The organism is Lysobacter sp., assembly GCF_035655815.1.
GTDB lineage: Bacteria > Pseudomonadota > Gammaproteobacteria > Xanthomonadales > Xanthomonadaceae > Lysobacter_J.
On record NZ_DASRTS010000056.1, the window covers coordinates 1 to 13,757 of the forward strand.

General features: G+C 69.5%; 10 protein-coding genes. All 10 read left to right on the forward strand.

Features of this window, described 5'->3' with window-relative positions; genetic code table 11:
• Positions 1-765, forward strand: a 765-nt coding sequence (locus tag VFE83_RS15345) for a YaiO family outer membrane beta-barrel protein (protein ID WP_324907712.1), incomplete at its 5' end; no start/stop codon positions are given.
• The gene (locus VFE83_RS15350; RefSeq protein WP_324907714.1) at positions 765-1,853 is read left to right on the forward strand and encodes a HEAT repeat domain-containing protein; all 1,089 of its coding nucleotides are present in this window, start codon (positions 765-767) and stop codon (positions 1,851-1,853) included. The genes VFE83_RS15345 and VFE83_RS15350, both read left to right, overlap by 1 nt.
• Entirely contained in the window at positions 1,850-3,256 is a 1,407-nt protein-coding gene (locus tag VFE83_RS15355; RefSeq protein ID WP_324907716.1) for a glycosyltransferase, read from the forward strand. The genes VFE83_RS15350 and VFE83_RS15355 overlap by 4 nt, the downstream gene beginning before the upstream one ends.
• A 117-nt stretch (positions 3,257-3,373) precedes the next feature.
• On the forward strand, positions 3,374-4,099 hold the full coding sequence (locus VFE83_RS15360; RefSeq protein WP_324907718.1) for a TorF family putative porin: 726 nt from the start codon (positions 3,374-3,376) through the stop codon (positions 4,097-4,099).
• 10 nt (positions 4,100-4,109) lie between these two features.
• On the forward strand, positions 4,110-4,202 hold the full coding sequence (locus VFE83_RS15365; protein WP_324907720.1) for a potassium-transporting ATPase subunit F: 93 nt from the start codon (positions 4,110-4,112) through the stop codon (positions 4,200-4,202).
• A 235-nt stretch (positions 4,203-4,437) separates the two neighbouring features.
• Complete coding sequence (gene kdpA, locus VFE83_RS15370; RefSeq protein ID WP_324907723.1) at positions 4,438-6,174, forward strand: potassium-transporting ATPase subunit KdpA; 1,737 nt, start codon at positions 4,438-4,440, stop codon at positions 6,172-6,174.
• Positions 6,175-6,294: 120 nt separating this feature from the next.
• Positions 6,295-8,358 (forward strand): potassium-transporting ATPase subunit KdpB, encoded by a 2,064-nt coding sequence (gene kdpB / locus VFE83_RS15375; protein WP_324907725.1) that lies wholly within the window; start codon positions 6,295-6,297, stop codon positions 8,356-8,358.
• 1 nt (position 8,359) lies between these two features.
• A complete protein-coding gene (gene kdpC, locus VFE83_RS15380) occupies positions 8,360-8,989 on the forward strand; it encodes a potassium-transporting ATPase subunit KdpC (protein WP_324907727.1) in 630 nt (209 codons plus the stop codon).
• An 81-nt stretch (positions 8,990-9,070) separates the two neighbouring features.
• The gene (locus tag VFE83_RS15385; RefSeq protein ID WP_324907729.1) at positions 9,071-10,975 is read left to right on the forward strand and encodes a potassium transporter Kup; all 1,905 of its coding nucleotides are present in this window, start codon (positions 9,071-9,073) and stop codon (positions 10,973-10,975) included.
• 64 nt (positions 10,976-11,039) lie between these two features.
• On the forward strand, positions 11,040-13,664 hold the full coding sequence (locus VFE83_RS15390) for a sensor histidine kinase KdpD (RefSeq protein WP_324907731.1): 2,625 nt from the start codon (positions 11,040-11,042) through the stop codon (positions 13,662-13,664).
• Positions 13,665-13,757 lie beyond the last annotated feature (93 nt).

Sequence of the window (13,757 nt, forward strand, 5' to 3'; positions counted from 1 at the left end):
CCACCGGTCGCGCCGCCGCCTGCGCCCACCGCGGCAACGCCTTCCGAAGCGCCGGCGCCGGCGATGGCGGAAGCGCCGCAACGGCGCCGCGCGATCGCGCTGTCGGCGCGTCAGGACTGGCTCGACAGCGGTTACGACGACTGGAGCAACCTGCGCCTGGACCTGTCCAGCACGCAGCGTGGCGCGTTCGGCGCATATGGTGCGCTCACCGCGGACAGGCGCTTCGAGCTCGACGACTTCGGCCTGGAAGCGGGCCTGCTGGTGCCGCTGGGCGCGAACTGGCTGCTGCAGCCGGAAGTCGGCGTGGTGCCGGACGCGGACTTCCTGCCGCGCTATTACGCCGACCTGCGCGTGCAGCGCGCGTTCGCGCACGGCTGGATCGGCGGCGCCAGCCTGCGGACCAGCGACTATCCCGACACGCGCGTGGACCGGCTCGCGGTGGGCGTGGAGCGTTACTGGAGCGCGTGGCGCGCGGCGTACACGTTCAACCTCACGCGCCTGCGCGACACGCACTCGCCGGGGCACGACGTGCGCATCGCGCGTGCGTATGGCCAGGGCAGCGAAGTCGGTATCCAGTTCGCCTTCGGCCGCGAGGCCGCCCTGGTCGGCACCGGTGTGGTCGCCAGCGACGTCACCGCGGCGATCCTGTTCGGCCGGCACGTGTTCACGCCGCAGTGGTCGTGGCTGTGGAACGTGGGCGTGATCGACCAGGGCGACCTGTACACGCGGCGCGGCATCGGCGTCGGCCTGGAGCGGCGCTTCTGATGGAGTGGTTCGCCTGGCTGCCGACCGATCCGGCGCTGCGGCTTGCCAGTCTCACCGCTTCCGCGCTCGCGGTGGTCACCGTGATCGTGCTGGTGTACGTGCTGGTGGTGTCGGCGCTGGCCTCGCGCAAGCATCGCCTGCGCGAGGACTTCAACCGTCGCTGGCGGCCCGCACTGGCCCGCGCCAGCCTGGAAGGTGCGACGACCACGGACCTGCCGCCGCCGCGCGGCGAACACCGCCTGTGGTGGCTGATGTTGTGGAACCGCATGCAGCGCCAGTTGCGCGGCGAATCCACCGCACGGCTCAACGCGTTCCTGCAGGCCAGCGGACTGGACCGGCATGCGTTGCGACTGCTGCGCCGGCCTGGCGTGCGCAACCGGCTGGTCGCGCTGGAAACGTTGCGGCACCTGGGCGACGCGACGTACTGGGACGCGGTGGAGCCGCTCTCGCGCGGGCGCAACCCGTTCGTCGCCTTCGCCGCGGCGCAGGCGCTCATCGCGATGGATGCGCAACGGGCCACGCATGCGTTGCTGCCGATCACGCTGGAGCGGGAAAGCTGGGGCGGGCAACGCATGTCCGCGCTATGCCGGCAGGCCGGGCGCGAAGCGGTGACGCCGGCCCTGCTCGATGCCCTGCGGCACGCCGACGCGCGCACGCAGTCGCGGCTGGCGCCATTGCTCGCCTTCGCCGATCCCATGCGCACCGCGCCATGGGCACGCGAGCGCGTGCTGGCCGATGCCGATCCGCAGAACCGCCAGGCCGCGCTCAAGGCGCTGGGTGAGCTGGGCGATCCGCGCGACAAGGCGCTGATCGTGCAATCGCTGCGCGACGACGATCCTGCGGTGCGGCTGGCGGCCGCGCAGGCGCTGCGTGGCTGTGCCGACATCGGCGACGTGGACACGCTGCTGTCCGCGCTGGCCGACCGCAGTTGGTGGGTGCGGCGCCAGGTGGCCGACACGTTGGCCGCATTGCCGCGCATGGGCGAGGACGCGCTGCAGGCGATGCTGCCACGCGTGCAGGACCGCTACGGCCGCGAGGCGCTGGAGCGCGCGCTGGCCGAACGCCATTCGCGGAGCGGCACGCCGTGACCGTCGAGCAGGTGCTGACCGCGGCGCAGGTGTTCTTCATCGCGTACTTCGTGCTGCTCAACGGCGGCTACCTGATGCTCAACCTGCTGTCGATGTTCAGCCTGCGCAGCTACATGCGCCAGCGCGCCGAGTACGGCACCGACGCGCCGTACCTGGGCATGGAACCGCCGATCTCGCTGCTGGTGCCCGGCTACAACGAGGAAGCCACCATCCGCACCTCGGTGCGCTCGATGCTGCAGCTGCAGTACCCGGATTTCGAAGTGGTGGTCATCAACGACGGTTCGAAGGACCGCACGCTGGAAGTGCTGATCGAGGAATTCGAGCTGGTGCCGCACCCGGAGGTCGTGCGCCGCGCGGTGCCGCACAAGCCGATCCGAGGCGTGTACCGCTCGCTGCGCTACGGCAACCTGCGCGTGGTCGACAAGGAAAACGGCGGCAAGGCCGATGCGCTGAACGTCGGCATCAACTTGGCGCGCAACGGCCTGTTCTGCGCGGTGGATGCCGATTCGATCCTGCAGCGCGACAGCCTGCTGCGCGTGGTGCAGCCCTTCATCGAGGATGAGCGCACGGTCGCCGCAGGCGGCACGGTGCGCATCGCCAACGGATCGGAAGTGCGCGGCGGCTTCCTGGTGAAATCCGGGCTGCCCGGCAATCTGATCGCGCGCATGCAGATCATCGAATACCTGCGCGCGTTCCTGTTCGGCCGGCTGGGCTGGTCGCCGGTAAACGGCGTGCTGATCATCTCCGGCGCGTTCGGCCTGTTCGACCGCGCACGCGTGGAGGCGGTCGGCGGTTACCGCACCGACACCGTCGGCGAGGACATGGAACTGGTGGTGCGGTTGCACCGATGGCATCGCCGCCAGCGAATTCCGTACCGCATCCGCTATCTGCCCGATCCGATCTGCTGGACCGAGGCGCCCGAGGACCTGGGCACGCTGGGCCGGCAGCGCTCGCGTTGGCAACGCGGCCTGGCCGAAAGCCTGATGTTCCATCCGCCGTGGCGATACGGCTGGCGTGCCGGCGCGGCGGGTTATCTGGCGTGGCCGTTCATGGCGCTGTTCGAATGGTTCGGCCCGCTGATCGAACTGGGTGGCTACGTCTTCATGGCGGTCGGCTTCGCGCTGGGCTGGGTGTCGCCGGTGGCGTTCACGGTGTTCATCGCCGTCGCCATCGGCATGGGCATCCTGCTGTCGGTCAACGGCCTGCTGCTGGAGACGCTGTCGTTCCGCATCTACGGGCGCAAGCGCGACATGCTGTCGCTGTTCGCGATGGCGGTGATCGAGAACTTCGGCTACCGCCAGCTCAACACCCTGTGGCGCTGCCGCGGCATGTGGCAATGGCTGTCGCGGCGCAAGCACCAGTGGGGCGTGATGAAGCGCAGCGGCCAGTGGGGGCGGATGTAGCGGCACGCGGTTTACGCCGAATTTACGCCGCAGCGCCGCCAGCGAATGGAGGCTTTATGCCCGCGCTGCCGAGAATTTCGCCGTGGCCGGATGGCCTCGTCGAAACCGAGCAGGTTCATGAAACACACGATCTTCCGCGCACGCGAGTTGCGTGCGTATCTGCCCGCCGCGGTGCTGGGCATCGTCGGGCTGATGTCGCTGGGCGCCAACGCCCGCGCCGCGGCGCTGACGGGCAACGCTGCGCTGACCAGCGATTACGTCTGGCGCGGTAGCTCGCAGACGCAGGGCGACGCGGCCGTGCAGGCGGGCTTCCGGCTGGCCGGCGACTCTGGCTTCTACGGTTCGGTCTGGGGATCGAACGTGGAGTTCGCGCCGGACACGCACGCCAGCAGCGAGTTCGATTTCGCGGTCGGCTGGGCGGGCAACGTGGGCGAGGACTGGACGCTGGACGTCAACGTGCTGCGCTACCAGTACCCGTCGACCACCGTGGATCTCGACTGGACTGAACTCAACGCCACCGCGACCTATGCCGGAAACTACTGGCTGGCGCTGGCGTGGTCGCCCGAAGCGCTGGGCAGCGACGAGGCCGGCGCGTACGGCCAGCTGGGCGCGCGGTTCCCGATCAACGATGCGCTGCGCATCGAGGCGGCGGCGGGCTACTACTGGCTCGACGACGTGTACGGCGACAACTACGCGCACGCCCAGCTCAGCGCCATCTGGGCAGTCAAGGTGCCGCTCGAACTGCGGCTGACCGCGCACGCCACCGATTCCAGCGCCGAGCGGATCTTCGGCGACGACCTGGCCGGCGACCGCATCGAAGCGGCCGTGCAGGCCTCCTTCTGAGGAGCGCGACATGCCCGGCTGGCTTGCCCTGGTGTGCGGCGTCGCGGTGATCGTGGCCGCGGCCTACCTGCTGTACGTGGTGCTGCGTCCTGAGGATTTCTGATGCCTGGTGATGCGTCGACGCGCCGCACGTGCTCCTTCTTCTCCCTCCCCTGCGTGCAGGGGGGGCCAAACAGCGGCGCGCTTCTTCTCCCTACTGCAGGCAGAGAACTGCTCCCTCCCCTGCGTGCAGGGGAGGGTTGGGGAGGGGTACGAGCCGCACCGCGGCGAGGTCGCCACTGCAGCGCCTCACACACACCAAAACACATGAGCACCAAACGGACGCCTGAGAAAACATCATGACCCCTGTCCTCATCCTTTTCCTGGCAGTCGTCCTCGGATGGCCGCTCGGACACTATCTGGCGCGTGTGATGCGCGGCGACCGCATGTGCCTGGACCGCGTGTTCGGCCCGGTCGAACGCGTGATCTATCGCGCCATCGGCACCGCCCCGCAGCGCGGCATGACCTGGCGCGGCTATGCGAAGGCGTTCGCACTGAGCAACCTCGTGGTGGGCCTGGTGGTGTGGGTGCAGTTCATGACCCAGGCCTGGCTGCCGCTCAACCCGGACGGCATACCGAACCTGCGCTGGGACACCGCGCTGCACACGGTGGTGTCGTTCCTCACCAACACCAACCAGCAGCATTACTCCGGGCAGGCGCAGCTGAGTTACCTGTCGCAGATGGTCGGCATCGTCGGCCTGCAGATCGTGACGCCGATGATGGGACTGGCCGTCGTCGTCGCCACACTGCGCGGGCTGACCGCCGCGCGACTGGACGATGCGCCAGCATCGGCTGCGGCGGGATCTCATGCCGAAGAACGGCGCGACGCATTCGTGCGCGATCGCGACCTCGGCAACTACTGGGTCGACGTCACCCGCGCGACGCTGCGCTTCATGCTGCCGCTGTGCCTGGTGTTGTCGGTGCTGCTGACCTGGCAGGGCGTGCCGTCCACGTTGCAGGCCGGCCCCACCGTCGCGCCGGTCGATGCTTCGGTGGAGATGAAGGAGCAGAAGATCCCGCTGGGCCCGGTCGCGCCGATGGTGGCGGCCAAGCAGCTGGGCTCCAACGGCGGCGGCTGGTACGGACCCAACAGCGCCGTCGCGCTGGAGAACCCGACGCCGCTGTCGAACCTGCTGGAGATGCTCGCCATCGTGCTGATTCCGGTGGCCATCACCTTCATGGTCGGGCCGTTCGTGCGTCGTCCGAAACTGTCGGCCATGGTGTTCGGCACGATGCTGCTGATGTCGGTGGCAACCACCGGCCTGTCGATGTGGTCGGAAGTGCATTCGGCCACCGCCGCCGATCCCGCATTGATGGAGGGCAAGGAAGTACGCCTGGGCGCATCCGCGTCCGCGCTGTGGTCCAACCTGACCACGCAGGTCAACAACGGCTCGGTCAACGCGATGCATGACTCCATGGCGCCGCTGACCGGCGGCATGGCCATGGTCAACATGCTGATCAACTCCATCTGGGGCGGCATCGGCTGCGGCCTGCAGCAGTTCCTGGTGTATCTGCTGCTCAGCGTGTTCCTGGCCGGGCTGATGACCGGCCGCACGCCGGAACTGTTCGGTCGCAAGATCGAAGCGCCGGAAGTGCGGCTGCTCGCGCTGTTGATCCTGCTGCAACCGCTGGTCGTGCTGGGTTTCAGTGCGGTGACGCTGGCGATCCCGTCGATCACCGGCAACTCCAATCCCGGCTTCCACGGCATCAGCCAGGTGTTCTACGAGTACACCTCGGCGTTCGCCAACAACGGCTCGGGCTTCGAAGGGCTGGGCGACGCGACGTACTGGTGGAATCTGAGCTGCGCGCTGGTGCTCGCACTGGGCCGCTTCCCCGCGCTGATCGTTCCGCTCGCCGTGGCCGGACTGCTCGCCCGCAAACGCGTGGCGCCGGAGAGCAGCGGCACGCTGCACGTGGAGACACCGACGTTCGCGCTGACGCTGGTTGCGGTGATCGTGATCCTCACGGTGCTGCAATTCATGCCGGCGCTGGTGATGGGACCGATCGCCGACCACCTCGCCCTTGTCCAACCCTGACTCTTGCCCGTCATCTCCGCGAACGCGGGGATCCAGCGACTTTCGCGGGAAAGCCAAAGCCACTGGATTCCGGCTTTCTCTGGAATGACAAAGAAAGCATCGGACACCGAAATGAATGAAATGACCCATACCCACCTCGGCGCCGCACGCCGGCAGGCGGCGATGTTCGACGGCGCCTCGTTGCGCGGCGCCGCGCTCGACGCCTTCCGCAAGCTCGCACCGCGCCAGGCGTTGAAGAGCCCGGTCATCGCGATCGTGCTGCTCGGCACGCTGCTGTCGCTGCTGATCACGCTTGCCGTGCCGGGCGACCGCGCCTTCGGCATCGTGGTGACGCTGATCCTGTTCGTGACCGTTCTGTTCGCCAACTTCGCCGAGGCCGTCGCGGAAGCGCGTGGCCGCGGGCAGGCCGCTTCGCTGCGCGCGGCGCGCCGCGACCTGGTCGCTCGCCGGCTGGGAGGACGCACGCGTGTGTCCGGAGAGACGCGCGTGGCCGCCTCCACGCTGCGGCCAGGCGACTACGTCATCGTGTCCGAAGGCGAGTTCGTGCCCGCCGACGGCGAGATCATCGAAGGCGTGGCGACGATCAACGAGGCGGCCGTCACGGGCGAATCCGCGCCGGTGCTGCGCGAGGCGGGCACCGATCGCTCCGGCGTGATCGGCGGTACCAAGGTGCTGTCCGACGAGATCATCGTGCAGGTCAGCGCAGAGCCGGGACAGAGCTTCCTCGACCGCATGATCGCGCTGGTCGAAGGCGCCAACCGGCAGAAGACGCCCAATGAGATCGCGCTGACCATGTTGCTGGCCGCGATGACGCTGACCTTCCTCATCGTGGTGGCGACGGTGCCGGCGTTCGCGGCCTTCGTCGGTGCGAGGCTCGATCCGCTGCTGCTGATCGCGCTGCTGGTGTGCCTGATCCCCACCACCATCGGCGGGCTGCTGCCGGCCATCGGCATCGCTGGCATGAACCGCGCGCTGGCCGCCAACGTGCTGGCCAAGTCGGGCAAGGCGGTGGAGATAGCGGGCGACGTGGACGTGCTGCTGCTCGACAAGACCGGCACCATCACCCACGGCGACCGCCAGGCCACCGCGTTCCATCCACTGGCGGGCATCGACCTGCCGCGGCTGCGCGAGGCCGCGCTGCTGTCGTCGCTGGCCGATCCGACGCCGGAGGGCAAGTCGATCGTGAAGCTCGCGCGCGAGCAGGGCACGGCTCTGCAGGATCCGGCCGATGCGCACTACGTGCAGTTCAGCGCGCAGACGCGCATGTCGGGCGTGGATCTGCGCGATGCCGGCGTCGACGGCGGCATGCGCGTGATCCGCAAGGGCGCGGGCGATGCGATCGAACGCCACGTGCTCGCCGCGGGCGGACTGGTGCCGGCTGAGCTGAAGGCCCGCATCGGGCAGGTCGCGCGCGGCGGCGCCACGCCGCTGGTGGTGAGCGAAGGCCGGCACGTGCTTGGCGTGATCGAACTGAGCGACGTGGTGAAGCACGGCGTCAAGGAGCGCTTCGCGCGGTTGCGCGCGATGGGCATCCGCACCGTGATGATCACCGGCGACAACCCGCTCACCGCCGCCGCAATCGCCGCGGAAGCGGGCGTGGACGACTACATCGCCGAGGCGAAGCCCGAGGACAAGCTGGCGCGCATCCGCGCCGAACAGGCCGGCGGGCGGCTGATCGCGATGGTCGGCGACGGCACCAACGACGCGCCTGCGCTGGCGCAGGCCGACGTCGGGCTGGCGATGAACTCCGGCACGCAGGCCGCCAAGGAGGCCGGCAACATGGTCGACCTGGACAGCGATCCGGCCAAGCTGCTGGCGGTAGTCGAGGTGGGCAAGCAGCAGCTGATCACGCGCGGCGCGCTGACCACGTTCTCGCTGGCCAACGACGTGTCCAAGTACTTCGCGATCCTGCCGGCGCTGTTCGCCGCGGCCATTCCGCAGATGGCCGCGCTCAACGTCATGCAGCTGTCGAGCCCGGCCAATGCGGTGCTGGCAGCGCTGGTGTTCAACGCGCTGATCATCCCGGCGCTGATTCCGCTGGCGCTGAAGGGCGTGCGCTTCAAACCCGCCAGTGCAGTCGCCCTGCTGCGGCGGAACATGCTCGTGTACGGCCTGGGCGGCGTGCTGCTGCCGTTCGCGGGCATCAAGCTGATCGATCTTGTCCTCGTCGCAATGCGGTTCTGACATGACGTCCCTGACTTCACTTCACGACACTCCCGCAGCCGCGCATGCGGCCGTGCCGGAGGACCGCACCTCGCTGCGCGGCGCGCTGGTGTTCACCGTGCTCGTGCTGCTGGGCTTTGGCCTGCTGTACTCGCTGGTCGGCGCGTTGCTCGGCCGAGCGCTGTTTCCGTACCAGGCGACGGGCAGCCTCGTCACCGTCGATGGACGGGTGCGCGGGTCGGAGCTGGTCGCGCAGCCGTTCGCGGATGCACGCTATTTCCAGCCGCGTCCCTCCGCTGCCGGCTACGACCCGATGGCCGCGGCGGGCAGCAATCTTGCGCGCAGCAATCCGGAGCTGCGCAAGCGCATCGACGGACTCATCCACGAGGTGGCACGGCGCGAAGGCATCGCACCGGGGCAGGTGCCCGCCGAGCTGGTCACGCAATCGGGCAGTGGATTGGACCCGCATCTGTCGCCCGCCGCCGTGCAGGTGCAGGTCGCGCGCGTCGCGAAGGCGCGCGGACTCGATCCGTCCGAGGTCGAAGTGCTTGTGCGCGAACACACGCAAGGCGCGACGTTCGGCGTGCCCGGTGCGCCGCGCGTGAACGTGCTGCAGCTGAACCTGGCGCTGGATCGCCTGCACGCGCGCTGACGGTCGCCGTTCAGGAGTGCAGCCTCGTGCATCACCGCGCTTGTCCTCTACTGGGCCCTGAGTCCATGGGAACGCGAAGCGATGGATACCGCCGCATGCCCGCGCGCCGGCAACGCACCGGCCGCAACGGCCGCACCGCTGCCCGGCGTGGTACTGGCCGCGCTGGGCATGGTATTCGGCGACCTGGCCACCAGCCCGCTGTACTCGCTGCAGGAGGCGTTCGGCGTGCACGGCGTGCGGCCTACGCCGGGCAACGTGATCGGCGTGATCTCGCTGGCGTTCTGGGCGCTGGTGGGCGTGGTGTCGCTGAAGTACGTGCTGCTGATCATGCGCGCCGACAACAACGGCGAGGGCGGGATCATGGCGCTGCTCGCGCTGGCGCGTGCGAGCCTGCTGGACCGGCCGCGCCTGCGCTGGTGGGTGGTGATGGCCGGGCTGACCGGTGCCGCGCTGTTCTTCGGCGACAGCGTGATCACGCCCGCGGTTTCGGTGCTGTCGGCGGTGGAAGGACTGGAACTGGCCGCGCCCGCGATGACGCCGTGGGTGCTGCCGATCAGCGTGGCGATCCTGGTGGCGCTGTTCGCGCTGCAGCGTTACGGCTCCGCGCGCATCGGCACGCTGTTCGGGCCGGTGATGCTGGCTTGGCTGCTGGCCGCCGGCGTGCTGGGCTTCAACGCGATGCTGAGGCAGCCGCAGGTGCTGGCCGCGGTGAACCCGCTGCGTGCGCTGGAGTTCTTCCAGCGCAACGGCTTTGCCGGCTTCACGACGCTGGGTGCGACGGTGCTGGTGCTGACCGGCGCGGAAGCGCTGTACGCCGACATGGGCCACTTCGGTGCGCGGCCGATCCGCGTGGCGTGGCTGGTGGTGGCGCTGCCCTGCCTGCTGCTGAGCTATTTCGGACAGGGTGCGGTGTTGCTGTTGCAGCCCGACGCGGCCGTGCGGCCGTTCTATCGCATGGTGCCGGGCTGGGCGCTGTATCCGATGATCGCGCTGGCGACCGCCGCGACGGTGATCGCCTCGCAGGCAGTGATCTCCGGCGCGTACTCGATGGTGCGCTCGGCGATCCAGCTGGGCTATCTGCCGCGCATGCGCGTGGCGCAGACGTCCTCGCGCGTGCGTGGACAGATCTACCTGCCCGTGGTCAGTGGGCTGCTCCTGCTGCTGGTGCTGGCGGCGGTGCTGGGCTTCCGCTCCTCCGGTGCGCTGGCGGCCGCGTTCGGCATCGCGGTCAGCGGCACCATGCTGGTGACGACGGTGCTGGTGGTGGCGGTGATGCGCGGCGTGTGGCGCTGGTCGTGGTGGGTAGTGGTGCCGCTGGGCGCCGCCATGTTGCTCGTGGACCTGGCCTTCTTCGCCGCGAACCTGATGAAGCTGGGCAGCGGTGGCTGGTTTCCGCTGGTGCTGGGCATCGCGATGCTGGTGGTCATGGCGACGTGGCGGCGCGGCCGCGAACTGCTGTTCACGCGTATCCGCGGCGAAGGCGTGCCGCTGGAGCCGTGCATGGTGTCGCTGTCGGACCATCCGCCCACACGCGTGCCCGGCACCGCGCTGTTCCTCACCACCGAGCCGGCGCTGGTGCCGCAGGCACTGCTGCACAACCTCAAGCACAACAAGGTGCTGCACGAGCGCAACGTGTTGCTGACGGTCGACATACTGGACGCGCCGCGCGCGCGTGCCGGCGAGCGCGTCAGCATCGAATCGCTGGGGCAGGGCTTCCATCGCATCCGCGCGCGGTTCGGCTTCGCCGAGGAGCCGGACGTGTTGCAGGCGCTGGACGCCTGCGCAGCGCACGGCCTGGGATTCGACCTGATGGAGACGACGTTCTTCACCAGCCGCGAGGACGTGATCGCCGGCGAACGCACGGGCATGGCGAGATGGCGCGACCGGCTGTTCGCCTTCCTCACGCGCAATGCGCTGCCGGCCACGTCGTTTTTCCGCATTCCGGACAACCGGCTGATCGAGATTGGCCGGCGCGTGGCGATCTGACTGACGGCCGATCCGGTATCCTCGCGCCACTTTCCGGGTCCCGCTTGCCGGTGGACGCATCGCCATGATCGAGCGCAGCGCACAGGCCGATGCCCTGATCGGCGAACTGCAGCGCCAGAATGCCGGCCGCCTGACCATCTTCCTTGGCGCGGCGCCCGGCGTCGGCAAGACCTACACCATGCTCGGGCGCGCGCGCGAACTGCAGCGGCGCGGCATGGACGTGGTGGTCGGCATCGTCGAGACCCACGGCCGCAGCGAAACCGCTGCGCTGCTGGACGGGCTGGAAGTGCTGCCGCGCCGGCGCCTGGACTACCAGGGACGCAGCTTCGAGGAACTCGACCTGGACGCGCTGCTGGCGCGCAAGCCGAGGCTGGCGCTGGTCGACGAACTGGCGCACCGCAACGTGCCCGGCAGCCGCCACGAGCGGCGCTGGCAGGATGTGATCGAGCTGCTCGACGCCGGCATCGACGTCTACACCACGGTCAACATCCAGCACCTGGAGAGCCTCAACGACGTGGTGCACCGGATCACCGGCGTGCGCGTCGGCGAAACGGTGCCGGACGCGGTGTTCGACCGGCTGCGCGACATCGTGCTGGTGGACCTGCCGCCGCGCGAGCTGATCGAGCGCCTGCAGCAGGGCAAGGTGTACGTGCCGGAGCAGGCCGCCCACGCGCTGCAGGCGTTCTTCTCGCCCAGCAACCTGACCGCGCTGCGCGAACTGGCGATGCAGACGGCGGCCGACCGTGTCGACAGCGACCTGCGCGAGGCGCAGGCGGCGCGCGGCCTGCCTGGTGTGCCGCTGCGTCGCGGCGTGATGGTGGCGGTCGACGGGCTGGGCCAGTCGGAATACCTGGTGCGCGTGGCGCGACGCATCGCCGAGCGGCGCGACGCGCCCTGGACCGTGGTGACGGTGCAGGCCGGTGGCACCGCCGACGGATCGCAGCAACGCGAGCTCGATCGCGCCTTCGCCCTGGCGCGCCGGCTGGGCGGCGACGCGGTGGTACTGCACGGCAACAGCATCGTCGATGCGTTGCTCGACCACGCTGCCCGCATGGGTGCCAGCACCATCGTGCTCGGACGCACGCGCGAGCGTCCGGTGGCGCGCATGTTCAACCGCACGCTCACGCAACAGCTGATCCAGCGTGGCGCGCATTACGAACTGACCATCGTCAGCACGCCGGAAGCACGTGCACGCGCGCGCCGCTCGTGGCGCGAGTTCAAGGGACAGCTCACGCGCAGCGATGCGGCGCTGGCGGTGCTGGCCGCCGCGGCAGCCACCGGGCTGGCCTGGATCGCCGAACGCTGGGTCGCGCTGGACGACCTGTCGCTGGTGTTCATCGTTGCGGTGGTGCTGGTGGCGTCGCGTACGCGCATGGCGGCGGCGGTGATCGCGGCGGTGCTGTGTTTCCTCGCGTACAACTTCTTCTTCATCGAGCCGCGCTACACGCTGATGATCGGCGCCCGCCAGGGCGTGACCACGGTGATGCTGTTCCTGATCGCGGCGCTGGTGGCCGGACGGCTGGCGTCCAAGCTGCGCATGCAGGTGCTGGCGCTGCGCGCGGCCAATGCGCAGGCCACCGCGCTGCAGACGCTGGGCCGGCAACTGGCCACCTCGGCCGACCTGGGCCAGGTGCTTGCGGCCGCGCGCGACGCACTGCGCCGCGCACTGGATGCCGACGTGATGCTGCAGGTCGGCACGCAGACGCTGCATGCGGAAGGCTTGACCGACATGGACCGCGCAGCCGCCGACTGGGCGATGCGCCATCGCCAGCCCGCGGGACGCCACACCGACACGCTGTCGGGGTCGCCGTGGTGGTTCCTGCCGCTGGCGCTGGGCGAGTCTGAAACCGGCGTGGTCGGGCTGCACCTGGCCGATGGCCTGCCGCGCATCGGCGCCGAGCAGCGACGCCTGGCCGAAGCCATGGTCGAGGACATCGCCCAGGCCATCGTGCGCACGCGGCTGGTGTCCGCGCTGGAGGATGCGCGCGTGAGCAACGAGACCGAGCGCCTGCGTTCGGCGCTGCTGTCGTCGGTGTCGCACGACCTGCGTTCGCCGCTGGCGTCGATCATCGGTTCGGCCAGCAGCCTGGAGCACTACTTCGACGCGATGGACGCGCAGGACCGCCGCAGCCTGCTCGAAACCATCCGCATCGAGGGCGAACGGCTGGACCGCTACATCCAGAACCTGCTGGACATGACGCGGCTGGGCCATGGCGGCCTCACGCTCAACCGCGACTGGATCGGCGTGGACGAGCTGATCGGCTCGGCGGTGTCGCGCCTGCGCCGCTACGAACCGGACACGCGTTTCGAGGTGGTCGTCGAGCCTGGGCTTGCACCGATCTGGGTGCACCCGGCGCTGGTCGAGCAGGCATTGTTCAACGTGCTGGAGAACGCCGCGCGGTTCTCGCCGCCGGACGAGGCGGTGACGGTGGACGCGCGCCAGGTCGACGGCCAGCTGCGCATCGACGTGCGCGACCGCGGCCCCGGCATTCCGGAGGACGAGCGCCGGCGCATCTTCGACATGTTCTACAGCGTGGAGCGCGGCGATCGCGGACGCCAGGGCACCGGCCTTGGGCTGGCGATCACGCAGGGGATGATCGGCGCGCACGGCGGCAGCGTGGAGGCGCTGCCCGGTGCGGATGGCCGCGGCACCACCATCCGGATTACGCTGCCGCGGATGGAGCCGTAACCCGCGTTTTTACCCTCTCCTCCGCAAGGCGGGGGAGAGGGTTAGGGTGAGGGGCAAGCGCCGAAGGCGCGCATGCTTTTGCTTCTACGGGTG